This window comes from Paenibacillus sp. FSL F4-0243 (assembly GCF_037963295.1).
In the GTDB taxonomy this organism is placed as follows: domain Bacteria; phylum Bacillota; class Bacilli; order Paenibacillales; family Paenibacillaceae; genus Paenibacillus_AQ.
This window is the reverse complement of record NZ_CP150151.1, coordinates 3497780-3523377: the sequence shown is the minus strand read 5'-3', so window position 1 is coordinate 3523377 and position 25598 is coordinate 3497780. Positions and strand designations below refer to the sequence as shown.

16 protein-coding genes, 1 tRNA gene and 1 pseudogene are annotated in these 25598 nt (G+C 43.9%); 4 read left to right on the top strand and 14 right to left on the bottom strand.

The annotated features are described in order from the left end of the window. Positions 1-203: 203 nt before the first annotated feature. Together NSS87_RS15560 and NSS87_RS15555 are read right to left on the bottom strand one after the other, a co-directional pair. Positions 204-728, bottom strand: a complete 525-nt coding sequence (locus NSS87_RS15560) for an N-acetyltransferase (RefSeq protein WP_042188367.1) — start codon at positions 726-728, stop codon at positions 204-206. Next, positions 725-1396: an epimerase gene (locus tag NSS87_RS15555; RefSeq protein ID WP_339241018.1), complete on the bottom strand. Its 672-nt coding sequence runs from the start codon at positions 1394-1396 to the stop codon at positions 725-727. The genes NSS87_RS15560 and NSS87_RS15555 overlap by 4 nt, the downstream gene beginning before the upstream one ends. A 369-nt stretch (positions 1397-1765) precedes the next feature. Here NSS87_RS15555 and NSS87_RS15550 point away from each other — a divergent pair, with 369 nt between their 5' ends. Next, positions 1766-2623, top strand: coding sequence for a class I SAM-dependent methyltransferase (locus NSS87_RS15550; RefSeq protein WP_339241015.1), 858 nt, complete (start codon positions 1766-1768; stop codon positions 2621-2623). 65 nt (positions 2624-2688) lie between these two features. On the opposite strand, the gene NSS87_RS15545 is transcribed toward NSS87_RS15550, so the two are convergent. The 4 genes from NSS87_RS15545 to NSS87_RS15530 all read right to left on the bottom strand — a co-directional run bounded on the left by NSS87_RS15545 (position 2689) and on the right by NSS87_RS15530 (position 13324). Further along, entirely contained in the window at positions 2689-7611 is a 4923-nt protein-coding gene (locus NSS87_RS15545) for an S-layer homology domain-containing protein (RefSeq protein ID WP_339241013.1), read from the bottom strand. 25 nt (positions 7612-7636) lie between these two features. After that, on the bottom strand, positions 7637-8725 hold the full coding sequence (locus NSS87_RS15540) for a peptidyl-prolyl cis-trans isomerase (protein ID WP_339241011.1): 1089 nt from the start codon (positions 8723-8725) through the stop codon (positions 7637-7639). Between the two features lie 204 nt (positions 8726-8929). Beyond that, a complete protein-coding gene (locus NSS87_RS15535) occupies positions 8930-11089 on the bottom strand; it encodes a GH92 family glycosyl hydrolase (RefSeq protein ID WP_339248581.1) in 2160 nt (719 codons plus the stop codon). A 57-nt stretch (positions 11090-11146) separates the two neighbouring features. Beyond that, a complete protein-coding gene (locus tag NSS87_RS15530) occupies positions 11147-13324 on the bottom strand; it encodes an alpha-amylase family protein (protein ID WP_339241008.1) in 2178 nt (725 codons plus the stop codon). A 307-nt stretch (positions 13325-13631) separates the two neighbouring features. Here NSS87_RS15530 and NSS87_RS15525 point away from each other — a divergent pair, with 307 nt between their 5' ends. Further along, positions 13632-14873: a response regulator gene (locus tag NSS87_RS15525; protein ID WP_339241005.1), complete on the top strand. Its 1242-nt coding sequence runs from the start codon at positions 13632-13634 to the stop codon at positions 14871-14873. Between the two features lie 31 nt (positions 14874-14904). Then, positions 14905-16632, top strand: coding sequence for a sensor histidine kinase (locus NSS87_RS15520; RefSeq protein WP_197071203.1), 1728 nt, complete (start codon positions 14905-14907; stop codon positions 16630-16632). A gap of 269 nt (positions 16633-16901) precedes the next feature. Here NSS87_RS15520 and NSS87_RS15515 read toward each other — a convergent pair whose 3' ends face one another. The 7 genes and pseudogenes from NSS87_RS15515 to NSS87_RS15485 form a co-directional block, all read right to left on the bottom strand. Further along, entirely contained in the window at positions 16902-17444 is a 543-nt protein-coding gene (locus tag NSS87_RS15515; RefSeq protein ID WP_339241001.1) for a hypothetical protein, read from the bottom strand. Positions 17445-17536: 92 nt separating this feature from the next. Then, positions 17537-18064 (bottom strand): GNAT family N-acetyltransferase, encoded by a 528-nt coding sequence (locus tag NSS87_RS15510; protein WP_339240999.1) that lies wholly within the window; start codon positions 18062-18064, stop codon positions 17537-17539. A gap of 199 nt (positions 18065-18263) precedes the next feature. Next, the gene (locus tag NSS87_RS15505; protein ID WP_339240997.1) at positions 18264-18512 is read right to left on the bottom strand and encodes a hypothetical protein; all 249 of its coding nucleotides are present in this window, start codon (positions 18510-18512) and stop codon (positions 18264-18266) included. 145 nt (positions 18513-18657) lie between these two features. Continuing rightward, positions 18658-19047, bottom strand: a pseudogene (locus NSS87_RS15500) (DinB family protein). A 381-nt stretch (positions 19048-19428) separates the two neighbouring features. Beyond that, complete coding sequence (locus tag NSS87_RS15495) at positions 19429-19713, bottom strand: hypothetical protein (protein WP_339240995.1); 285 nt, start codon at positions 19711-19713, stop codon at positions 19429-19431. 195 nt (positions 19714-19908) lie between these two features. Then, a tRNA-Lys gene (locus NSS87_RS15490) sits at positions 19909-19980 on the bottom strand. 107 nt (positions 19981-20087) lie between these two features. Continuing rightward, on the bottom strand, positions 20088-20996 hold the full coding sequence (locus NSS87_RS15485) for an SDR family oxidoreductase (protein ID WP_339240993.1): 909 nt from the start codon (positions 20994-20996) through the stop codon (positions 20088-20090). A 695-nt stretch (positions 20997-21691) separates the two neighbouring features. Here NSS87_RS15485 and NSS87_RS15480 point away from each other — a divergent pair. Further along, complete coding sequence (locus NSS87_RS15480; protein WP_339240990.1) at positions 21692-23272, top strand: multicopper oxidase; 1581 nt, start codon at positions 21692-21694, stop codon at positions 23270-23272. Between the two features lie 1004 nt (positions 23273-24276). Here NSS87_RS15480 and NSS87_RS15475 read toward each other — a convergent pair. Next, on the bottom strand, positions 24277-24726 hold the full coding sequence (locus NSS87_RS15475) for a hypothetical protein (protein ID WP_339240988.1): 450 nt from the start codon (positions 24724-24726) through the stop codon (positions 24277-24279). Between the last annotated feature and the right edge of the window lie 872 nt (positions 24727-25598).

Genomic DNA, 25598 nt, shown 5'->3' with positions numbered 1-25598 from the left:
TTCATTGCACCACTCCTATTTACTAATTTACTTATTTACTAATTTACTAAATCACTGCTTCATTTTATACAGGATAGTGTCGTTCGTCAAGCCGTTTTCAGTCTCGATATTCCACAATCCTTTTTTTTAAAGGTGTTAATTGATTCTGTAAACAAATAAAAAAGTGGAGCAACTGCCGTAGCATTTGCTCCACTTTTTTATGTTTATCTAATTTCAAAAAATTCTTTAGCGTATTCGACAACGCCATGGACATCTGAGAGACCGTCATCTATAAGCTCAACGGCCATAAAATTATCGTCTGAAACTTCGAAAGGTGCTTCTATACCAAATTGACTAGCTTTTTTATAACCAAACTTCGGATAATACTTATCATGACCCAAAACGACAGAGCCTTTATATCCAAGCTGTGTTGCGATTTTGTGGCCTTCAGTAATCAGTAGCTTCCCTATGCCCTTGCTTTGCATTTCTGGTAGTACTGCAACAGGTGCAAGCGCAACCAGAGTTTGATCACCCACTAGAATTTCTGTAAAAAGGATATGACCGACGATCTTATTCTCATATTCAGCTACAAGAGATAACTCCGGAATAAACTTTGTCGAGCTCCTTAGTCTATTTACCAAATTGTGCTCATCATGATCTGAATGTTCCGCATTTTCAAATGATTTTTGGACTACATGGTAGACTTCGTTAATATCTTGAGCTTTTTCTTGTCTAATGATAATGTTCATTGATTTAATCTCCTGATCATGGATTTGAGCTCATTGCTTTCTATTCTGGGTCTTGGATAACCGTTAATAGTTACCTGAATCATAGCTCGTCCCAATTGTTCCGATGTAATGACACTGTTTAACTTCTTTAGCAAGGGATAAAGTGGCTTCATCACATCATAAAGAATCTGATACACTTTTGTTTTGGATTGTACGCCATATAGGGGTAGAATCACACCTGGTCTGAACATATATGCGTCCTTAAAAGGTAGCTTCAACAGATCGTTTTCTGTCTTCCCTTTCACTCTCGCCCACATAGAGCGTCCTTTTTCCGAACTATCCGTCCCACTTCCAGAAACATATATAAAGGTCATTTGAGGGTTCAATCTTGCTAATGTTGTTCCGGCGGATAGCGCGATATCATATGTTACTCTTTTATATTCCTCTTCCTTCATACCAGCAGAGGAAACCCCAAGGCAGAAAAAGCATGCATCATAACCTGTGATTTCATGTTCTATACTTGATAATTCAGCTACATTGGAAAGTTGAATTTGTCTTAGTTTTGTATGTTGCTGCTCTGTCTTTTTACGCCCAATCGTAAGTATTTCTTGAACTCTATCATCCATCAAACATTCACGTAACGCGCTTTGACCAACCATACCTGTAGCTCCAAAAATAATGACCTTCATATCATTGACTCTCCAATCTAAAAGATGATTCTATTTCCAATATTAACAGGCATTTTCGAAGCCAACAATCTTTTGGCGTAATCATGGATTGTAACAATGTGCTTGCTTCTTCATCCTTTATAATCATGCAACAACAGAAGGATTCCCAATTTCCGCTTCACCTAATATAAAGTCCTAGAAAGCTATACTATAAATCTATTAAAGTTTGACCTTGTTTAGGATCAGTGAGACGAGCATATTCTATCGAGATTGATAATAGAATGAATGAAATGAAACCCACTCCAAGCCCTTCAACTTAACTATGATGCCCTAACCCCAGCTAGTGACCTGGGAGGAATAAGTGAAACGATTAACGGAGGTGTTTTTTATATGCGATGTATTTTGTGTGGTCCTTCTCCAGCCATCAACGTATTCCATGAGTATAGTTCGTTTACACTGATGCGGTGTAGCAACTGTGGTCTTATCTTTAGAGCGAATATTGCGGAGGTTGATACAACCGGCTTAATCGCAGATATTTATAATTCAGAATGGATTGCAATGCGTGAAAAATATGCTCAAGCGACCTATTCTGATCATGCTCTGTTTAATTTAATGCTGCTGGAAATGTTCAGTCCAGAAAAAGGAGCATTGCTAGAGTTTGGTTCTGGAACAGGTGAATTTCTACATGCAGCTGGAAATGGCGGCTGGAGAGCGGTTGGCATTGAACCCTCACAAATGTCACGAGCCTATGCCAAATATAAATATGGTGTGGATCTGGTTAAAGATGAATGGAAAAGCACCCAAGACGATGACTCGGCTAAAAATCCTGATCTTCCTCGTTATGATGCGGTAGTGTTCTGGCATGTGCTTGAGCATATTTCTGATCCATTTGCATTTTTGAAGGATATTCGTAATCTTTTGACAACGCAAGGGAAAATTTATTTCAGTATTCCCAATAGCCATTCATTAACCAACGAAGTCTACGGACCTGAATCACCGTTATTTATTGAACCCGATCACCTGTATCATTACACGGACGCTAATGTGCGTGAATTACTCAATCAGGCTGGATTTGAGATCATTTCGATATTCACGCGGCAGCTGGTCTCTGTTTCGGATGTATTGATCGATGCACATCCTCACTATGGGCCGAATACTCCATTTGTTGAACGAATGGCTCTTTTGGCCAGATGGCAAGGTGAACGTCGCGGACATGAGATATGTTGTGTGGCCAGTCTGAAGGAATAATTTATTATACTTGCAAGAAAAAAAGCTGGAGCCAAATACACTTGGCTCCAGCTCTTTTGTGATGATTACAATCCCATAATTCTATAAATCAAAGCAGCAGCCTCCGCACGGGTGGTCAGATTCAGTGGTCTGAAGGTTCCGTCGGAATAACCATTGATTATTCCTGACTGCTGCAGGTGTTTAACTGCTTCCCTGGCATAAGCTCCGATTTGCTTCTGATCAGCAAATACTACGGTTTTGCTGGAATAATCCAGCTGAAGAGAAACTAAGCTCAGAGCGCGGAATAAGATAACAGCTATTTCTTGGCGAGTAATCGGTTCTTTTGCGCTAAATAAGCCTTCGCTGCGTCCGTTAACCAGCTTCAGTGCCTGAGCCGTTGAGACAGCTTGGTAATACCAAGCGTCTGGACTCACATCTTCGAAAGTATTGCTGTTCTCAGGCTGAAGGTCCAGTGCCGATACCAGCAGTTGAACAAACTCTGCTCTGGTGATTTGGCGGGCAGGCTCATATTTGCCATCGCCTGTTCCGTGAACCAAATCACGAGATGCCAACGCTTCAAGGATAGCACCGAAGACCGAATTGACATCAGAGAAGTGTATATCTCCATTCGCTGCAGCGTATAATCCAAACTTCCGTGTTGTGAAGGTGATGCTTTCTGTACCTGAAACGTATTTGGAGTTCTTGACCACTTCCGCCAGCCCCTCGCGGGTAATAGAATAGACGATGGCTTGATTCGGCGCTTCACTAGGATTCAATTTATATCCAAACGATACCTTCATTGCCGCAGTTTGACTTAATGTTTCTATTTGCTTTCCGTCTACCATCAAGGAGATCCGGTACACGGCATGCGTTTTCCATTTCTCTTTTAATGAAACAGAAAGGGTTGAAGGATCAACAAAATGAATGGACAGCTCCAACTGCTTGGAACCCTCCGGAATATTGCTACCCATCTTGTCAATTGGGAACGTCACGGTGGTTTCACCTGCTTTTATTGTAAGAGAGATAACATTATCTTTCAGTTCGGTAACGGGCAATTGAAAGGTTACTCCCTTAGCTGTGGCATCTAATTTAGTAAGCTCAAGTGCCAATGCACCATCTTGCACACCCTTCATCGCTTTTTGAATTTCTCCAGTAGGAAGCTGTGCAATGCGCATTCCCTCAGCATCAGGTGAAGCCTGAATCTGAATACGGCCGGCTGAGATTATATTCACTGGATTAACTATTTTCCCTCCACTGTTACTATTGTTACTGCCATTATTGCTGCCGGACGAACTGCCAGGCGTTTCTGTTCCCCCGCGGTCTTCACTCCGTACCACTTTCAAAGTGTAGGTCTTTGTTGTTGTTCCATTTGCGGCGGTAACTTTGATGCTGACGCTATTTTCTCCTACTTTTAGTTCACTTCCGCCAGTTACTGTTAATTTGGCTTTCGGATCTAAAGGTATCCCTGTAACAGTCACGGCTGTTTTAGAAAAGGGTACATTTATTGTATAGGTCAATGTATTACGGTCAAACCCGGGAATATCTGTACCCTCCATACTCAAAAAGCTCAAATCAGCATTATCACTCGGTTGTGTCTCCTCCTCATCTTCGACATTCATAAACTGGAAGGTGCGGAAAAGTGCCGGATCCTTCGCAGCGCCTATGCCTGATCCCCACTCAATATACCCTTTTCGGCCCGCACCATCATTATCGTTAACCAACATCGAGAAGCTCAAGACATTGCCTCCCGCTCCTCGAATTGGACTTACTTCACTCCAAGGTAGTACCAGTGCATATGAGGTAATCTTAGTCGCTTCATCTCGGGTTACACTTAGAGTTCCTTTGGTCAACACTCCAGTAGCAGCACCTTTCATGGACAGCCAGCGGTATATTTGCGGCCCCTCCGGCGTCTGTGAAATTCCGTATTCATACCAGGATTGGCTATCGCCCGGTACACCGGGAGCGAGGCTGAATTGAATACTGTCATTTTGCCAAATATTAATCCCGGAAGCGTTATGGCTGAATACATCATCACGGATGTCGGCAGTCAAATAAATGTTATCCTTGTCCCAGCGTAGTTGTGCTGTTCCGCTAAGATCATCCGCACCGTTATACCCGCTCAACAAAGGGGTTCCGTCTGCAAGATCAATCAGCGCGGGAGTTCCTGTGTCTGATTGATGCTTCATCCGGTTAATATCTATGTTTTGCTTGAGGTGAATTGTCTCATAGCCTTCAAGGTCAACGGTCAAGTCAAGAGGATATTTGACACCTTCAGAGAATCCCGGCAAGGGTATTGGATAAGTAAATTTGTTATTCGGAGCGATTTCGGCTAGTTGCGACTCGCTACCGCTGAGTTGGCCACTTCCTTCCCCTATTTTCCAGGAAATTTTGTTAATTTTCAGAGGGTCTACTCCAGAACTGTTTGTAAACTGAAGTTGAAGGGATATGCCTCCGTTTCTACCATCTGTAATATGAGGAGCAATTTTTAAGCCTTGAAAATATAATCGCAGATCATCTACAGGTGCTTCAGGCAGTGTGGCAGGATCAAGTCCGGGTCCATTATAGGCTCCGATATTCGGTGGATTTTCTGCTGAAACAGCATTTCCCCAATAGTCATGGCCTCCGTTGTCTGCAATGATTGCACCAGCCCCAAGCGCAGGGGAGCCTTCTCTTAGCTTGTAACCGTCCACTGTATTCCAGCCAATTCCACCGCTGCCCTGAGCAACCAAGAGCGGATTCGCTGTGACGGGATTCGTATTTTCCGGCTCACTTACTGGATGATTTCCATACAACAGGTTGTGGTCGAAGCTGCCATTTACCCCGGGCAGATTATAACCTCCCTGTCCAAGGTTGTAGACCAGATTATTCCTGAACGTATAGGGAGCGTTGATATTTCCCGCGTCGTCCCATTCATGGTCGATTATTTTGGTGTTTTGCCCAGTGCCGATATAGATCGTATTGTTATAGATTTGCGTATCCGGCGTAACCCCGCCTGCAAAATTAAACGTATGCGTCAGATCATTCTGGCTGATGTTGTATCTGACTACATTGTTAGAGGAGCCGGTCAGCACTCCTGGAGTTAAACGGGCATCGACAAAAAGCATGAATCCGCCCTTATTGCCATGGCTGTAATTATATTGAACTACACTGTCCATAGTATCGATATCCAGATTGAAGCCCTGACCATCTCCCTCTGGTTTATTTGTGTTAAAGGACTCATTAAACTGCACGATATTATTCTTGCCCCGGGTCGGCCAGATTGCGGCTGAGCCGTTAAACTCGCCTTCTTCGGAGTAGTTCCCACCTTCTTCTGCTATGTTATGCTCAATTAACGCTCCGTCCGCACCGAAAGTGAGAATGCCGTCGCTGTCTGCTTGTTTGACATAATTTCCGCGGATCGTAACATTGACCGTAGCATAGTCGGCTCCGTTGAAACGCTGATCCCATACCACAATTCCTGTCCGTCCAATTCGTTCGACCGTGTTGCCTTCGATCCATACCCCATCAAATTTGTCCGTGCCCGTCGTTCCGCCCACATATACGGAGATTCCACCGAATGCATGCGGACCGCCTTCAGCTCCAGAAACTGTCGGATAACGGAAGCTGCTTGATACATCATGAACATAGTTATCCTGGATGAGGATATTTCTTAATGTCCCTCCGTTTGCGTTCTCCACCATTATGCCTTCCCGGTAAACCGTTCCTCTCTCGGAAGCATAATTAGTAACCTCAAGATCCCGAATTGCCCAGTTTGAGGCATTACGCAGGTATACAGCTGCTCCGGCCATGCCTCCACCATTGATAGTCGGTTTACTTCCGCTGCCATAGGAAGTGATTGTTATCGGTTTATCGTCTGTTCCGCTACCCTTAGGATATAATTGTTCATTCCAGATTCCACCCTTCTTTAACAAAATTCGGTCTCCAGCCTCAAAGGTAGTCTGGTTAACTACAGAGAAGGTCTTCCAGGCTGTCTCAGGTGTTTTTCCATCATTGCTGTCGCTGCCTGCAAATGAATCGACGTAATAATCTCCGTCTCCACCGCTGTTCCCTCCATCTCCAGGCAAGCGGTTGGACAAGGAGACCGATCCTAGCTGCAACAGCCAAGGGGCGGAATCGCCGCTGAGCTCTATTTTTAAATAATGAATGCCTGAAGGAATCCCTTGTACTGGGGTATAATTCGTCCCGGTCCAAGCTGCATCTCCTGTAGATTGTGGAGCTTCATGTATTGCTGAAATCTCTGTCCAGGTGGATGCATCCGCCGATCCATAGAACTTTATGCTTCCGCTAGACCCGGCAAAGGAATGCAGACGGACGATGAAATGCTGCAAATTATGCAAATGGTACACAAGTGATTCTGCCGAATCTGCTGTTCTCACTGCACGAGAATGATCTCCACCAAAAAAAGTGGGATTGCTTGTATCTAAAGACCAATTTGTACTAAATGCATACAGCTGTGAAACATCATCAAGCTCATCATTAATCGTTTGGGGTGCAAGTGATACATTGGAGAGCGTAAGGTGTCCAAGCTGCATCAGCCAGCTGTCGAGGTCGCCGCTGATCTCGATTTTGAGATAATTGACATCATTCGGAAGTGCACCGGCGGGCGTGTATACTGTTCCATACCAACCAGAACCGGTTGCTGTGGGACTGTCATTAATGGCTGGAAGCTCCGTCCACGCTGTCGCATCACCCGATCCGTAGAACTTGATTACGGCTGTTGAGCCAGAGAAATAATAGGCCTGAAGCGTAAACGACTGAATTCCTGTTAATGAATAAACGGCATAACCGGTATCCGTGGATGTCCTGACCAACCGCGTAGCATCTCCGCCGAAGAATTGAGGATTGCTGCTGTCAATCAACCAATTCTCCGAACTCAGCTCCGCTGCTGGCAGAGCAGAGAAATCATCGGCATACGTCTCTTCAGCATGGGCAGAAGCACCCATTACTGGGAACACTGTCGTAAAGATCAGAACCATCATTAGCAGTGATTTTGCGAGTTTTTTTAACATTGTTGTGTTATTCCCCCTTGAACATTTATTGAATGGCTTGGTTTGCGAGTCTTTCAGCCATTGGGTAATTCCATTCTGGGACAGCTTTGGATAGCTTATCGTCCACCATGGATCTAAACTTCTGTTGCGCCAAATGAAGTGTGATAGCATCCTTCACTTGATCGAAAGGTATAACTCCTGCATCCTCTACCGATAGACAGTAAAGTAGATGAATGGCCCCATTTTCAGCAAACAAGCCACTAATCTGTCCAGGTGCAAGCTGATCTGCAGCAAGCAATACCTTAGGATTTTCCAGCGCTGCTGTTCGCCGGGAAGCACTTGTTATTTTGACTTCGCCCACGTTTATACCCAGCTCTTTTGCCTGCTGATGGATGCCTGCGTCTGATCTTATTTCTGCTGTTGCTGCTGCCCGGAGCAATTCCATTTTCTCCATGGCCTCCTGCTGATCCTTGTATTCTGTTTCCGGACCAAAGGGCAGTGATGCCCATTCAAGATGTATAGCTCCCGGCCGAGAATATTTAGCAGCTTGCTTTGCTTCATATTCCAGCCTTACCTGTTCATCTGAAATCACGATGCCTCCGTTGCTGCGCATTGCTTCAATCGTGGTATCCTCAAGGTTGCTCATGTAATAACTGTAATAGGCCTGCGCTTCCAGATGAAGAGGACCATACACCACTTCCTTATTCGCTACCGCCTGACTCCGCCGTTGATTCTCACGCCCCATTCCTTTTAGAAAACCTTCATAGCTGATATCCGATACCACACCTGCTTCTTGAGCAAGCTGCAACTCCATCCGCTTCGTCAGTAGCTGCGTCTGGGATTCTTTTATCCACCTGTGGATTGGTTTTTCGCCGGAATAGTCGGTAGACCAGAATTTCTCTGAGTAGTCGGCATCGTAGGTCTGTTTGAAGTAATCAGCAGTCAGTGCCCGATTCATTTGAAGATGCCAGTTGAACTCCGCTGCAGTGACCTCCTGTCCGTTAAGGGTCAGAAGTGGTGCTTCTGCTTGTGGAGCCTGCACATTCATCGCGCCAATCAGCAACAGGCTTCCCGCAATCAGAGCGAACAGAATAGTGATAAGTCGATTTCTTTTGGAATGAAGCCTTAAAGTCATAAGTTGATTCCTCCTCTCCGCACTCATATTAAGCGCTTTCATTCTCTTCGATATTAGACATGTTACCCTTGAAAAAACAGGCGGGAATGCTGCGAAATGGTTTGCCATTTCACGATTTGCCTAAAAAGAGCAAGATGCTCCATCTATAAATACAAAAACAGCCCAGAATGTTCCGGACTGCTTAGCATTGCTCTTATGTTGGGGCTAACCCGAAAACATACTGAAGCTCAGGACGCCGCCTTTGATAATCTCTTCATGAGGCAAAGAATGGTGCTCCCAAAGCGTATGGTTCCAGTGGATTGATTTACTGTACACATTGGCGGGGCTGTTGTTTTGCGCTTCAATGACCCATTGCCGCCCATTTTCAAGCCGAATCGTTACTTTATCAAATAGTGGGCTGCCCAGTACATATTCGGAAATCCCGGGACTTAACGGATACAGTCCGATGGCGCTCCAAATATACCAGGCACCCATGCTGCCATTATCCTCGTCACCGGGCAACCCATCCATTCCACTGTTGAACAGTTTAGCCATGGTTTTGCGAACCCAGTACTGTGTTTTGGACAATGCCCCGAGTCTGGCGAAAATATAAGGAATATGGAAGCTGGGCTGATTGCTGATGGCAAACTGCCCTAGATCGGCCGCAGCCATTTCCGACATTTCATGAATTTCCAAGCCATAAGATCCCACTTTGAATATCGGTTCCTCGGCCATTAACTGGTCCAGACGCCGAACAAAAGCTTCCTCGCCACCCATCAGACTGGCTAATCCCGGGAAGTCATGGGGAACCGCCCAGCTCCCTTGCCAAGCTCCACCTTCACAGAACGGATCACCCCACGCCAAAGAATCAAATCCTTCCTGCCAAGTACCGTCCTCGTTACGGCCTCTCATAAAACCAACCTCTGGATCAAACAGCAGTTTGTAATTCTGCGCCCGGTCCATAAAACGCTCATAATCATCCATTTTGCCGAGTGCTTTAGCAATCTGGGCTATACAGAAGTCCCCGTATATATAATCCAGCGTGTTACTTACACTTTCATGAAAACGATCATGCGGCAGATAGCCGTGCTGCAAATACAATTCTAGCCCCCGTCTACCCAGCTTCTCGTCTGTAGCCGGACGATCTGCATGTTTCAGCAAACCTTCATATATTAGCTCTACGTCGAAGCCGCCGATGCCCTTAACCACGGCATCCGCAGCTGCCGCATCGATCAGTGTGCCGGGCATGGCACTGCGTTCGCCTGGTGAAAGCCATTTTGGCAGCCAGCCGCTTTCACCGTAAGCTAATGTCCAAGCCTGCATGATCTCACCGAGCAAGGATGGAAACAGGATACTGTATAACGGGAAGCTAGTCCGGTATACATCCCACAGTCCGATATCTGAATACATTGGACCCCGGCAAATGCTGCCGTTAAAAGGACTGTAATGAATTTGCTCGTCCTGCTCGTTATATTCATGCCATGTTCTAGGAAACAGGCAGATCCGGTACATACAGCTGTAAAAGGTACTGAGGTTCTCTTCATCCGCGCTTTCGACAACGATGCGGCTCAGCCGTTCTTCCCAGCCTGCCTCTGCTTTGCTCAAGATCTCTCCGAAGCTGTTCCCACCAACCTCCCGATCGAGATTCAATTGCGCTTGCTCCCCACTAATAAAGGAAGTGCCGCATTTCACTTCTATTACACCGGATTCCGGTATGTTTAATTCTACGTATGCACCCAGCTTATCGCCGGTTCCTTCATACGTCCCTAAAGGTTGGTACTCCCCGTCAAAGATTCCCGAATCCTCCATGAGAATGTCTGTGTCGAATTGGAAGACGAAATACATCGCGAAATTATCGGGTACCCCGGCGGTATGGCCTCTTGTAAAGCCGATGATCCTGCGTTTCTCCGGTTGAAAGGTGAGTTGAGACTCGCCTTTAAGCGGTGCTATTATGAGCCTGTTCTGCTGCCCCTTAGCGTATGTTATTCTAATCACCGCACAGCGCTCTGTAGGGGTCAGCTCCAGTCGGGTACGATATCGTTGAAGAGACACACCGAAGTAGTGTGGGGACACTTGCATCTCTTCCGGTTTAAAGGAAGATGAGCGCGAATCAGGACTGAGCAATAACGGTCCAGTCTGCGGCAACAGTGTTAGATGTCCATAATCTCCGATCCAAGGACTGGGCTGGTGAGTTAGTCGTATGCCCTCCAGGTGGCGATGGTGCGGATGGAAGAACCAGGTCCCCCCTGCTTCGTGGGTTTGCGGGCTCCAAGCCGCCATGCCAAATGGCATCGCTGTAAGCGGCAGCGTATTGCCGTGTGAGTAGCGGAAATCCGACTTAGTCCCCTGTAATGGATTAACATAATCTAACAAACCCAAATGGATACACTCCTTTGGCTGGCTTACACCAGCTCTATAATCTCCGACCTTAACTGCTGCCGGCTAAGATAATCGAAATACTTGAACATCTCCAGCTTCTACCCGTATAGACAGTTGAGTTGTTGAAGGTTCAAACGGATTTATTGGCTGAATTTTGGCATTCCCATCGTCAAACCATGGCTCTGCTGAAGTATAATTGGCAGGCAGCGTAACTTTGGCTTCTGCCAACGTCTTCCCTTCATTATGCACATAGAGGAACGCACCTCTGTCTTCTTCAACTTCCCACTCGGAAAGATCAGCGCGGACACCTCCGCTTACTTGCACATTCGGCTGTAGCTTCAATTCCTGCTGTAAAAGATCGCGCACCAACTGGAGCGTTCCGGTATGTCCATCCTGCCAGTAGGCAGCCGCAAGTAAGGTACCGAACCACACAGCACGCCCATTGCCATAAGCGGCGGCCGTCAACACAGGCATGTTGTCCTCGGCAAATTCGGCTAGGACCTTCACATGACTTTGCAGCTCAATATCTGATTTGTAATAGGAGCCGTGTGCCTTATCATCTGCGGCTGCTTCCCCTTCCTTGCTGTGCTCCATTACATTAAGGAGTGGGATCGCCGTCCGTGATTCGAATGCTACCTGATGATAGCTATGATCCAGATTCTCGGCAGAATGAATCCAAGTCTCCCGAACCCCAAAGACTTCATCAAATCCGTAACCAGGAACTGTATAGCTGTGACAGCCATTCTCTGCCTGAAGCGCGCCGAAGGAGCATTCCGAAACCAATATGCCTCCCTTTTCTACCCACTCACGCAGGAGGTCACACAGTTTACGGTTCAGATACAGTGGATAAGGCATCCACAGGCAGCGGTATTGCTCCAATGTCTTTTCCGTAACATCCGACTCATGGAGAAATTCCACTTTATAATTAAGATCATGTAGCAGTTTATGGACGCCTTGAAGGGAATCGTTATAGGTGTCCAAATGATCATGGGCAGCAAAGTTTGCGATTTGGTTCTGTGGGCTGAATAGAATAGCAATCCCGTCCCCACGCCGTTTTGCCTGTAAAAGCTCATGTTTATTGTATTGCACAAGCTTATTTAGTTGGGCCATATCCTTGTACCATGGGGTTGGACTGCCGTCCAAATACACACTACCCCAAGCCGGAGCCTCCTGTCCTATTACCTCCGGTCTATACTGCCAGAACAGATATCCCGTGATGCCACGGGCGAGCGGGGTCAGAATATGCCGCTTCATTTCTCGCAGCTCCGGCTTGCGCGGTTTCATCGCCGTATTGCCAGGCAGCGCATGAATCTCTGAGTTGATGATCGGTTTGCCTTTGGCGGCAGAGATCAGTAGATCAGCCGACCAAGCTGAGGACCCTAGGCTATTTCCTGTCAGGTCACAGGGCTCAGCCAGCTTAAAGTCGTCTGATCCTGCTGTAATCATATTAAAAATAGGAGCTGGCACAGTATGTGCCATAACAGGATGAAGCAGATCCAGTGACTTCACAGTATCTACCCGGCTCCGCAGCTCATCTGTTAAAGTACCGGACATGAACAGCCGCCAGTCCACCAAATCATTGAATACGCCTAGCCCACGCGGTGCCTCTACTTCCTCCCAGTTTCCGTAAGTCCGCTGCCATGATTCGTTCAGAGCTTTCAGAGTAATATATTTATTTTTCAGCCATTCTTGGAATGCCAGCACTGAGTGCTCGCAATAGCATACCTGGTTGTCAAATGACAGCTTGCGCTTAATCCCTGTCGTCAGCTCAGGCTCATTCCATAAATCCCACACCCAGAGTGCAGGATGATCTTTGAAAGTCTTCACTGTTTCCGCCAGAAATTTCGCCTTCTCCGTGGCTGCAGCTGCATGGTGATAACAAGGTCCAGGAGCTCCGCCAATCTGGCGGCAGTTAATTGCCCTTGGTTCCAGAACGGAACCGTCTGCTGTGATCATTTTGGAATCAGGATGTTTTTTATAAAACCAGGCTGGCGCCACATCGAAAATCACGTTCAAAATGACCTTTAAGCCATTCTGTTCAGCAATATCCATCAGCTCCTGAATATCATCGAACTGGTATATCCCTTCTTTGGACACGCTGGCGCGCCACTGCACCCAATACTTCACACAATTGAAGCCCTGCCCGGCAATATTGCTTAGGTCTTTCTCCCATTGATCCCGGAATGGGGTTGGGGAACGGTAATATTGAAACCCGAATGGAATAAATGATTTTTGTATCAAGGGTACTCCTCCTACAGCGTTCAATTTCGATGTCATGTATTTATAAAAGCGCTTACCGCTCTTTTACGGTTAAAGTCTATCACAGTACATTTTGCAAAAGTTAGGATGGAATCCTATGAAACGGTTTGTTAAGCTGTTGAAATGTTTAGAACTTCCGCTATGCGGACATTTTTGTACTTAGCCACCGGTGAACATACTGCGAAATCGTTTGTGATCCTGACAACTGAGAAATTACCGCTCCTCTAAAAGAGGTTTCATGTTTATAATGACTGTAAGACATATTAGAAACTACTTCGAGGTGAGGCCAATGTTGAAAGCGCTTATAGTAGATGATGAATATCTCGTCCGTATGGGCATCACCCAAACCATAGACTGGGCAGAATACAACGTCGAGATCATAGGAGAAGCCAGCAATGGTGAAGAGGGTTTGGAGCTTGCACTACAGCACCGCCCGGATGTGATTATTACCGATATCCGTATGCCGTATATGAACGGTCTTGAACTTATCGAGAAAATACGGGAGCAGGACATGCTCGTAGGCATTGTCGTACTTAGTGGTTATGACGAATTTCAATATGCGCAGGCTGCATTACGTTATGGTGCCTCCACCTATTTGCTGAAGCCCATTAATATAGAAGAACTCGCAGATACAGTACGAAGTGTTGGCGATGAAATCCTGGGGAAAAAGCAACTCTCCAAGCGATATTCACAGCTTAATGAGGAAATTGCGGCGATATCCAAGCAATTCTGGCAGGATTTACTGCATGGCCAGCTGCATAGCGAGGAATTCATTACCAGCAAAATAAAGCTGCTGGAGCTGCAATTAGAACTAGGAAAAGCTATGCTGCCGTTGTCTATAGCCTTGCCTGTTGATAATGGTCTTCAAGGAACTGATGTAGGCAAAGCGTTGGAGGATGAAGCAGCGGTTATTCTGGAAGCGTATTCTTTTGAACAGCTCTGTCTATTCCGTGATAGTCATCTGGAGTGGGTTATGATTCTCCGAACCGATGAACCTGAGTTTGCTGGTGATTCTGCCCGCAGATTAGGTAAGCAGCTATCGGAATGGAGCCAGCAGCACTTCGGCCAGGCTCTTAGCGTTGGCATCGGCAAACCAACTGAAGATTGGAACGGAATCGTAGATTCATACAAACAGGCTGTGCTTGCTGCGCAGCGTGCATTATCTGGTATTGAACGCGTGTTGTACGCTGAGGAAGAGGCCGGAGCTCGATGCCGGCGTGAAATCAGAGACGCCCTCGCTTTTATTCGGGAGCATTATGCTGGGAACATTACCGTAGAGATGGTTGCTGCTGCGGTGTTCGTCAGTCCAACCCATTTAATGCATCTATTCCGCAAAGATTTGAACAAGACTTTCTATGAATGTCTGACGGAATATCGTATTGAAGAAGCCAAACGTATGCTACGCAATCCGATGTACCGGGTCTATGAGGTAGGCAATCAGGTTGGTTTCACCGACTCCAAATACTTTAGCCAGATTTTCAAAAAGATGACGGGCATCCCGCCGAGCGAATATGCAAAAACCTATGGTTAAGCTAACGATGGCCAACCGGATGGATTCTTGGATGCGGAGGTTCAAGATCAAAAGTCGGATTGTTGTTGTCCTGTTAGTGGGATTGTCTCTGCATCTGGTGCTGATGCTTGTTATTTTTAACTTCTATTCCTATACCTATCTGCAAAAGGATCTGTATCGCCATGTGGTCCAGACTCAACGCCAAATTGGGCTCAGTGTGGAGTTGATGGTCGATGACATTCAGATGTTGTTCCTGCGATTTCTGGTGAACAGCGACATTTACCAGATCATTAATAACGATTCCCTGCCAGCAGCAGACAAGGAATTACGGATCGGGGCTATCATCGACGGTATGCTGGCACAGAATGATCTGGTGGGCAATGTAATCATCAACACCAATGATAATATGCTTTACTCTTATCAGTCCAAGGAGCAGATGCTCGAAGTTCCCGAAGCCTTGTTCATTAAACGTATTCAGGAGAGCAGCATGCCTGTTGTCGGTGAAATCAAACGGGATGGGGACGGCAATGCCTATATCCCCTTCGGACAGCAATTCCGCAACTTCAATACGGGGCAAAATATCGGGGTCGTCATCATCTATGTCAGAGAAGCCGCCTTGGCAGATCTTTATTCCTCCAGTTTCACTGGCATTGGCTACTCCTTCCTGACCTCCAGCGACCGGATTATATCTCACCCCGACAAGCGGCTCTTGGGCAATTTTTTGGAGGAGAATGCCCCTCTTCGCCCGGGTCAGAAAGAAGGCTACCGCACCTGGTCAGATAACGGGAATTCCTATATCATTGCTACTTATCCTTTGAATCCTAGGTTGGAGACGCTTGGCGTTAGCTGGGAGTTCACCAGTGTGATTTCTAGCCACAAGTTACTGGAGGGAATTGCCAAGGGTAACCGAAATGCCCTTCTTTTCGCCAGTGTTACCTTCATTGTGCTACTGATTCTTTCCTTTTATCTGGCGGCCAAAATCACCCGACCACTACTGAACTTGAAGAAGAAGCTGAGTCTGTTTGGCAAAAAAGACTTAGCAGCTGTCTATGAGCAGCGGGCACAGGTCGATGAGATTTTCCAGCTAGAGAACAGCTACTATCAGATGGTAGAACGGATCAGCCAATTAATGCTTGAAAAAGATGAGGAAAAAGAGAAGCAGCGCAAGGCGGAGCTGACTGCGCTACAGTCGCAGATCAATCCTCATTTCCTCTACAACACGTTAGATGCGATTGCCTGGATTGCCCGGCTGAAGAAGCAGCCCGACATTGAGCGGCTGATTTCTTCTCTGGCGACCTTTTTTCGGATTAGCCTGCATAAAGGCGATAAATTCGTTACTGTCGACGAAGAAATCCGTTTGGTGGAGAGTTTTGTGACGGTCGAGCAAATGCGTTTCCCGAATAAATTCGAGATTGAATACGATATTGAGGAATCGCTGCGCAAAGTCCGCATTCTAAAGCTGATTCTTCAGCCTATCGCAGAGAATGCGATCAAGCACGGCATTAGCGAAAAACGTGGCATGGGCAGAATCTGGATTAAAGGCGAGCTGCTGGAGGATGAGATTCGCTTTACAGTGACGGATGACGGAGTCGGCTTTGCCAACGGTGCGACACTTAGCCAAGCTAAGGAAGATGTGCTGTTCCAGAGCGGATATGGGTTGCGAAATGTGGACGAACGAATCAAGCTGGAATACGGTCCTCAATATGGGCTAAGCATCTCCAGCACTCCGGGGCAAGGCACCACGGTTACGATTAGCTTGAAGAAAGATCTGCCCAATTAACTAAGATTGTTAATGAATGCGGACACTACAAAGAAATCGTTCCTTTTTTGAGAGGTAGGTGGTACTTCCACTTTTCTCATAAAGAGCGATTTCTTTTTTATCGTGTGAGTAGTGTAAATAGTTATTCTGTCTTTTCTCAAAGTGAATTAAGCCCTCTGATTAATTCATCTCCTAAGGAAGGGTGTCCATTCATTACTTCAACAAATAAAAGAGGAGCATTGCCATGGCAAGCTCCTCAGAAATCATAAACCGTTAGTTCAACCAATTAATCATTTCATTGATTTTGCTAACGCGACCATTTCCACTTTAGTCAAATCTCCACTGTTGAATTCAATGAAAGTACCATCTTGTACCCAACGTAGGTATCCTCCTGGTGTATGATTAGCCCATGGTTCAAATCGCCCTTCGATTCCGTTTATGTTAATTTTCTCTCCACGTTCATTAAATTTAAAATCCTCGACTATAGTTCTTGTTGTACTTGTTTGGTTACGAACATCTAAATTAGTGACAACTCGGTTTATTTTATAACCAACCGCCTTATGTTCTTCAATTCCAAATAAATATGTCTTTCCTGATTCATCAAAAAAATGAAGTCTAACTTTTGAAACTGATTGACCAAGAACAAGCGGATATGGTTCCTTAATTTCTAACTTATAACCTTTAAAAGAGTGAGACGGTACTAGTAGTTTGAATTCCGCAATTTTCTTCAGCTTATCCAACCCCACATTTGAAAAAGCAAGCGTAGGCTTAGCTGATGCGATTCCAGCAGACAGCGTAAAGATTAAAATCAATGAAATAATCCATTTAAACAAGGGCGATTCCTCCAAATTTTTTGGGAATATTATGCCCTTGATTAATTCAACTATCCTGCCCGTTTAGTTAAAATCCAACTCTATTCTGGTGATTATAATTTCTTTAGCATGTGAATGTCATTAGGTTCTTTTTCAAATAATTCCAAATCAATCTCTGATGTAATGGCTGAATCATGACTAGTATAAAACTTCACCGCAGATTCAGTCTCGGTAGACGAAATATATAAGTACTTCGCCCCTTTTTCAACTGCTGCTGTACTCAGTGATTCCATAATAAGACTACCGATTCCTCTTCTTCGATATTCACGTGTCACATACATAAGGTCAATCTGAAGCCTATCATTATCATAACCCCTGAACTTATGAGCTAAGACACCAAACCCGACCAGTTTATCTCCGTTAAATGCTCCAAAAGCCGTACCACCATTGGTGAGTTCATATTCATATCGAGATATTATCTCTAGATAGATATCTTCTGTCCATCTGGGACTTTCATGTGCTGTTCTTATTTCTTCAAGTACCCCGTGCTTTAATTTGTACGTCAATTCTATTGTTTCCGAACGATCGATGTCACGAATTTTATAAGAATCATAAAGTATCATTTGAACAATTGAAACCATTGTAATCCCTCTTTTTTAAAAATTCGTATTCATCATTATCAATTTAATTGCATACATCAGAATCTATAATATAAGTTTTAGACTGCCCCTAGAACTTGAAACAGCGACATCAAAGGACTATAAAAAATAAAGTCCAGACTGTCGCTATTTCATTAAGTAACGTATCCCGTTAATTTAATGCTGTGGATTGGATACTGGTTTAGTAAATAATATCGTGTTGTTCCCCTTCTTTGGGATCGTTAATAACAACCCACTGTTCCTCAACTATGTTTAGTTCCTCATTGCAGAACTCCATTGCTTCTCCTAATGTTTCATAACAATAGTCAGCATTTGCACCCTTATTTTCATGAGTTTCAAATAGAAATACATAAACACGATACTTTGATTCATAAATCATTACCTTACTTATATCCCCTATTGGTTCTGTAAGAAGAGCATACATTCTCATTTTTGCACCCCATATGTTCTATTGCATTATCTTACCATAGCGTTATCCTGCCCAATAGTTGAATAACAAAAGGAGCAGCTGCCACGGTATTCTGTTCCGCTATCGTGTCCCGTTAGTGACATGGAATTTTACTTTAGCTGAACAATCACCTACGAAGTAGATTCGCTATGATCGGTTCTCGCCCAATTTCTCTCACCCATACAGACAACTGACCAATGTGATGTATTTCGTGAGCGATGACGTGCCACATGATTTCTCCATGCTTATATGTTATCCATTCACCATTATCACGTAGAAGTGTCAGCTCTTTACGTTCCATCTCTAGTGTCCATGACGTAACAAATTGCTCCACTTCTGCGTGAAACTGTATTGATAAATCTCGCACCTGCTTCAGACTTCATTAAGCCTCGAAGAGCTTTTGTTCAAATTCTGCCTTTCCCTGCAATACACTGTGAATCCAACTATATTCCCAATAAACGATGTGAAACAGTGTTTCTAAGATTCCTCCAACACCGCCAATTCGAGCTTTAAGCAATTCATCTTAAGGTACATCTTCAGACCAAGAGAACCAGTCATTACGAACCTGCCAGTTGTATTGGAACAGAGTCTTCATTATAGAGCACTCTCCTAATATATATCATCGAAATATTAATATTCTAACTATCCAGACAAACTCATTCGACATTAACCTACTATTTCCTCTTGTGACACTAAACTTCCGTTAGTTAAATATCCTCGTCAGTCTAGTGCTTTATTTTCTCAGTTTATCGAGAGTTAAATATAAAAAAGTCAGATAAAATAAAGGTCCTACATATTGTACATGACTAATATGTGGAACCTTTTATGTTTAACTATCGTTTCCCGTTTGCCACACATAAGGGTAATAAGGTTTTCCCGGAAAATGCCCTTGTCTTATTCAATCCTTCCCCTCCGACCGACGCAGCGTCCCAACCAGTTCTACAAAGTGACGCCCGCGCTCTTCAAAGTTACGGTACTGGTCAAACGCAGTGCATACAGGACTCAGCAGCACAGTGTCCCCCGGTGAGGCTAGCTTGTGCGCCTGCGCCACTGCCTCGGCCAGGCCTTCGCAGTAGATAATAGGCGGACAGCCCGCCACTCTACGCGCCGCAGTCTCGATTTGACTTGCCGCTTCGCCAATCAACAGCAACTCTTTAACATGATCAGGCAGTAGTCTAGCCATCTCGTCGAACGGTACTTTCTTATCTCGCCCGCCGGCGATCGCAACACTCGGCCCTCATGAGCGTGAAGTGTGGCGACGGTGCGAGCGGGGCTGGAACCGATTGAATTGTTGTAATATTGGACACCGCCCACAGTTGCCACCCACTGGTTACGGTGCTCCACGCCGACATCACTGTCGTTTGTGTGTGAGAACTCGAGGGTTCTGCGGGATTCGAACCCTCGACCAGATGATTAAGAGTCAACTACTCTACCACTGAGCTAAGAACCCTATAAGTTTGGTGGAGATTAGCAGGATCGAACCGCTGACATCTTGCATGAGATGCAAACGCTCTCCCGTATCCAGCTTATTTCACTAGCTAATATCAAACAAACAAATTACGAGTAACGAATCAATCCTCCATTAACATGGATCACTTGGCCTGTGACATACATAGATTCACTAGATGCAAGGTATACGTAGGCTGGTGCAATCTCAAACGGTTGTCCGGCACGTCCAAACGGACTATCGGTTCCCAGAGTAGCTACATACTCCTTGGAATAGGTACTAACATTTAGAGGCGTCCATGACGGTCCAGGCGCGACCGCATTTACCCTAATACATTGTTCAGCTAAAGACAACGCCATGCTGCGAGTAAAGCTTACAATAGCTCCCTTTGTTGTAGAGTAATCAATGACATTCTTGTCTCCCTCGTAGGCAACCCGTGAGGTTGTGTTGATGATAGCGCTACCTCTATCCAGATAAGGCAAAGCTGCTTTTGTCAAATAAAACATGGGAAATATATTGGTTCGAAACGTATTTTCGAGCTGTTCATTGGATATGTCCATAATACTGCCCGTGAAAGGTTGAACGGCAGCGTTATTAATTAAGATATCCAGTCTATTAAAATAACGGAGCGTTTCAGCTATAATATCAGGCGAACTGGTGGGATCACGAAGGTCTCGAGGCAAGAGCAGACAACGAGTGCCAAATTGCTCAACATATTCTTTGGTTTCTGCCGCATCGATATGCTCATTTAAATATACAATTGCCAGATCAGCGCCTTCTTTGGCATATGCTGCTGCAATAGCACGTCCAAATCCGCTGTCGCCCCCTGTAATGATCGCGACCTTCCCTTTCAGCTTACAGCTGCCAACATACCCCGGATAATCAAAGATAGGACGCGGCGTCATTAAGTACTCCAGACCAGGAACCTGATCTTGGTGCTGTGGTGGAAATGCTACTGGCTGCTTTACGGTCTTGGTTTTGTAACCGATAAAAGGATACACCGGATAGGGGGATTGCATGCTTTGCCTCCCTCATATAATCATATTGAAACAGTGAATGAGACTTCCTTTTATTTTAAAGGATCCGAGCCATGTTCAATATTTATGTATGAGGTTTATGATATATGTAGATAAAAGAATTAAAGCTCTGAATACACACACTCGAATTACCATAACCAAGCGCAGTATTTCTATTCTAAAATATCATATTATTAAGCTAATAGAAGGAATTGGTAAATGAGAAGGAGTCGGAAAGCAATGAGAACTATATTACTATTATTGGCAATTGGAGAATCGGTTCTAACGGTAGGTAATCAACGAAAAAAGAGTTGCCTGACTTAGATTTATTGATGAGTCTAAACCGAATAGTTTCAACGCTCGCTGAGACGTAAAGGAAAACCTTATAATAATTCGGTGGCAGAAGCGACATTTAAACTATTAAAGACAGAATCAATCAATGGCGTGAATTTTCTCTCGCTTGAACAACTAGATCTTGAACTGTTTCATTACATCAATTGGAACAATAATATTCGGACACATAGCACACTCGGCTACCTCAGTCCGAGCGAATTTAGAAACTTAGCGCCTTATAAAAATTGTTTAATTTAGTGTTGACAGTCCAAAGCTTCCAACAGAAGTTCACAAATAAACATAATGGGACATCTTTCGTTCATATGTTTTTATAAGGTATTAACCGTGAGGAGGTCTCCACTTATATGCCCCCAAAAGTAAAACTTCAAAAATTCGGCGATAAACTGCCGATTCCCAAAACCATTTCCCCGATCAAGCGAGACAAGAAAGGTTCGTATTATGAAGTGACCATGAGGGAATTTACCCAAAAACTACATCGTGATTTAGGGCCTACCCGCTTATGGGGCTACAACGGAATGTACCCGGGACCGACTTTCGACGTGATGAAGGATGAAACGACATATGTCAAATGGATGAATGATCTGCCCAAAAAGCATTTTCTTCCCATCGATACCACCATTCATGGTGCAGAAAAAACACTTCCACAGGTTAGAACCGTGGTTCATTTACACGGAGGAAAACAACTTGACCATAGTGATGGCTACCCTGAAGCTTGGTTTACGAAAAATTTTGAACAAACAGGACCTATGTTTAAAAGAAAAGTATCTGAGTACCCAAACCTTGAAGCCACTACGTTATTTTATCATGACCACACAATGGGTATTACGAGATTAAACAATTATGCGGGACTTGGAGGCTTTTATATCATTCGTGATCAGCATGAACAATCTCTGAATCTACCGACGGGAACATATGAAATCCCTCTTATGATTCAGGATCGTTCATTCAACCCAGATGGCTCGCTCTTTTACCCCGATACACCGGATAAAAACAATCCTCGTCTTCCTTATCCCTCGATTGTTACTCCTTTTGACGCAGATTACATTTTAGTAAATGGCAAAGTTTCCCCTTATCTTGAAGTAGAACCGAGAAAATACCGATTTCGCATATTAAATTACTGTAATAGTCGAGCTATTACACTCAAGCTGGACTCTGGACAGCCATTTTATCAAATTGGAGTCGATCGTGGATTGCTGGAGAAACCAGTGAAAATGAATGAGATCCTCCTTCTAACAACTGAGCGAGCGGATGTGATCGTCGATTTTTCTCGATCTTATGGTAAGACGATCATTCTTAAAAATGGCTTTAAGGGTGCCTCCACAGAGACAACTGATGTGATACAGTTTAGAGTAACCACACCGTTAAAAGGTAAAGATACCAGTTCCCTACCAGATCATTTGACGAAAATTAATTTCCTATCTAGAGAGATGGCAACAAGGACTAGAGATCTCACACTCGTCAGAGTGGAGGATAAATATGGAAGATCATTAAATTTACTTGACAGTAAAATGTGGAATGATCCTATATCCGAGAAAATGGACGTAGGAACTGTTGAGATCTGGCGGTTAATTAATCTGTCTGCGGATGACCACCCCATTCATCTACATGTCGTTGACATGCAAATTCTAGAGCGCCAGCCCTTTGACGTTGCTCATTTCCAAGCTACAGGAAAACTTAAATTTACAGGACCTGCGGCTCCTCCTGAACCAAACGAAAGAGGGTTTAAAGATACCATTCGTGCTCCCTCTGGTTACGTTACCTCTTTTATCGGTAGTTTTGATCCTTTCGCTGGACTTTTTGTATGGCATTGTCACATGCTCGAACATGAAGATTACGAGATGATGCGTCCATTTGAAATTCTGAAGAAAAAAAACAGACTTAAAAATAGACTAATGAGAATAATTTACCCTTCTCGGTTCAAATGAAGAGATGTGGTTCTCATGAGGTTATGAGAGGCTTGAAGTGGATAGATTGGAAACATCATATTTTATGAGATACAAAAAATTAACATTTTATTAAGTTACTAGGAAACAATAGTTGAATTGATTGACTGAGAGCCATCATCTAATTGAATGCTCATGTCATTGACACGGTGGCACTGACTCATTATCCAGATGACACTTTGGTGCTGGAATATTCAGAAAAAGCTCCCAAGGAACAAGTTTGTTGTATGTCAGCTTTTAAGGTGAATATCACCAGATGCAAGTTGCATTGAGATGTCCTGACTCTTAATAATTAAAAAGCCCAAGCGCAACTACCGCCTGAGCTAAGAATAGGTAGGTAAATGTGGCTCTAAATAATACTTTCTAACTAGCTAGCGACACACAGCACTCCACACATGTGGAGCGCTGTGATCTATGTACCTACTGTCACTTTTAGCATTGCTGCTTCTATTGGCAACTCTACATTCCGCTGTACCAGTATGTGCGATACGCATCACCGTGATGTATCTAATAACAGTGGTTTGTTTAATTACGATTTAATGAACAATCACTATCATACCTTCATCACATACAATAAGTGCTTTTTTTGTACCCAATTCCTTCAGCTTTTCTAAGGATTGAGCCAATAGCCGTGTACCGTACCCTTTTTGCCTTTCTGATAGACGTATTCCATAACCAACATGACCACCATTATTCAGTAATTTTGTGTGATCGATATAAATACTGTAATTAACGGTTCGTACAACAGGACAAACAGAGCGCAATACAATTACGAAAACATAAATAATATTACTAATAGAGGTACAGCAGAAGCCTACACAATTCGTTTTGTTAGTTATAAACAATCATAGATATATTTAAAGGATTTGAAGCGCATTTCATAAATTATTATTTTATAACAATATCTAAGCTGAGCCCACCATCGTTGGAGTGGTCATGTTTGGCTATTGAACTATTGTTTCCCTTTAGTTGAATGCATATCAGTATTATTCTTCATATAACCAGTCGAAATCATTATGTAAAATGTACTCTTCTGGTTCCATTTCCATGGCAAAGCTTTCGCAGATTATATCTTGTTCTACATATTCATTACCATTGTCTATACCCAAATAGATATGTTGGAGTTCTTTGTGTTTTTGTGCTCGTTCGGGAACTCTTTGTAGAATACTTGAAGTTTTGATAACTGCGGAGCGGTAAAATTCACTCCATTCATCAAATTCCATCCAATATGGTAGTTTCGCATATACCACACCTGAAAATTTTAGCCTTGCTTCCCTTACTTTATAGGTGAAGCTGTGCTCACTTCTGTCTACTCGCTCAATTACCTTAAGAAAGTAAAACTCAACGGTCTTGTTTTGGTGGTCAATTATGAGTTTCTTTATGACTGAATCATACAGTTGTAAATCATCATTACCTTTGTAATCTTCGATGTTCATTTTTCTCCTTATTTATCCATTTTATAAGAATGCTTATACTATTTTTGATTATACAACCCAAATCTTTATTCCACTATCCTGCCCGTTAGTTAAGCAAATAAAAACGGCTGCCGGAGCAACCGCAATTCCACTATAGTCCCCGTTAACTTAATTATGAGTCCCGAAAGTCCATACATTCATGAAGTACGTCTCTATTCCTTCAATCCTCTAAAATTTGCACATTCTTAGCTCTCCTGCTCTGAGAATCAGCTATACTAGGGAACTCGAATAGGTCGAATGCAACTTTTTGACTCTTTTTAAGACCGAAAGCCTTTCGGTAACTTAATAGGGTCTGGTAGTATCTCGCTAAAGTGAACAAAAACATGGTTACCTTCCACCTTTATCTTCTTTGAACCATTTGATAATACCACATCTTCCTTCCGCCATTTAAGCACCTCCTCTGTCAATTAATTAAGTATCATGGAAATTGGTTTTTTTGCCCTAGCTGCAAAACAAAAAAGTCTCATTTTATTTTTTTTGGGAACCCATATACGAAAAGTATCATACCAAGGAACGAAAGGATTGGCACAAAGATATTATCGAAGAAGCCTGTAATATGAGTTTCAGGTAGAGCCTCAAACGTTTTTGCTTTGTATAACGCTACAATTTCATGGCTGCGAGCCTTCAAAGAGCCCACACGTTCGATAACATAGATTACTCCAGCGGAAATTAGAAAGGATGCACCAAGTTTTCTGTATAAGTCGTTACCCATGAAATATTTGTTCCATCCTCTATTTTTGTTGATTACTCTTCTCACAAATATTACATTTCACCACATTGTTCCAATTCATGAATATCAGAAAATCATTCCATAATCTGATTCTAATGATAGA

Bases quoted from the DNA above. Each gene is read 5' to 3' on its own strand.
- NSS87_RS15560 (WP_042188367.1), bottom strand. From the start codon at position 728: ATGAACATTATCATTAGACAAGAAAAAGCTCAAGATATTAACGAAGTC.
- NSS87_RS15555 (WP_339241018.1), bottom strand. From the start codon at position 1,396: ATGAAGGTCATTATTTTTGGAGCTACAGGTATGGTTGGTCAAAGCGCG.
- NSS87_RS15550 (WP_339241015.1), top strand. From the start codon at position 1,766: ATGCGATGTATTTTGTGTGGTCCTTCTCCAGCCATCAACGTATTCCAT.
- NSS87_RS15545 (WP_339241013.1), bottom strand. From the start codon at position 7,611: ATGTTAAAAAAACTCGCAAAATCACTGCTAATGATGGTTCTGATCTTT.
- NSS87_RS15540 (WP_339241011.1), bottom strand. From the start codon at position 8,725: ATGACTTTAAGGCTTCATTCCAAAAGAAATCGACTTATCACTATTCTG.
- NSS87_RS15525 (WP_339241005.1), top strand. From the start codon at position 13,632: ATGTTGAAAGCGCTTATAGTAGATGATGAATATCTCGTCCGTATGGGC.
- NSS87_RS15520 (WP_197071203.1), top strand. From the start codon at position 14,905: ATGCGGAGGTTCAAGATCAAAAGTCGGATTGTTGTTGTCCTGTTAGTG.
- NSS87_RS15510 (WP_339240999.1), bottom strand. From the start codon at position 18,064: ATGGTTTCAATTGTTCAAATGATACTTTATGATTCTTATAAAATTCGT.
- NSS87_RS15505 (WP_339240997.1), bottom strand. From the start codon at position 18,512: ATGAGAATGTATGCTCTTCTTACAGAACCAATAGGGGATATAAGTAAG.
- NSS87_RS15495 (WP_339240995.1), bottom strand. From the start codon at position 19,713: ATGGCTAGACTACTGCCTGATCATGTTAAAGAGTTGCTGTTGATTGGC.
- NSS87_RS15485 (WP_339240993.1), bottom strand. From the start codon at position 20,996: ATGCAATCCCCCTATCCGGTGTATCCTTTTATCGGTTACAAAACCAAG.
- NSS87_RS15480 (WP_339240990.1), top strand. From the start codon at position 21,692: ATGCCCCCAAAAGTAAAACTTCAAAAATTCGGCGATAAACTGCCGATT.
- NSS87_RS15475 (WP_339240988.1), bottom strand. From the start codon at position 24,726: ATGAACATCGAAGATTACAAAGGTAATGATGATTTACAACTGTATGAT.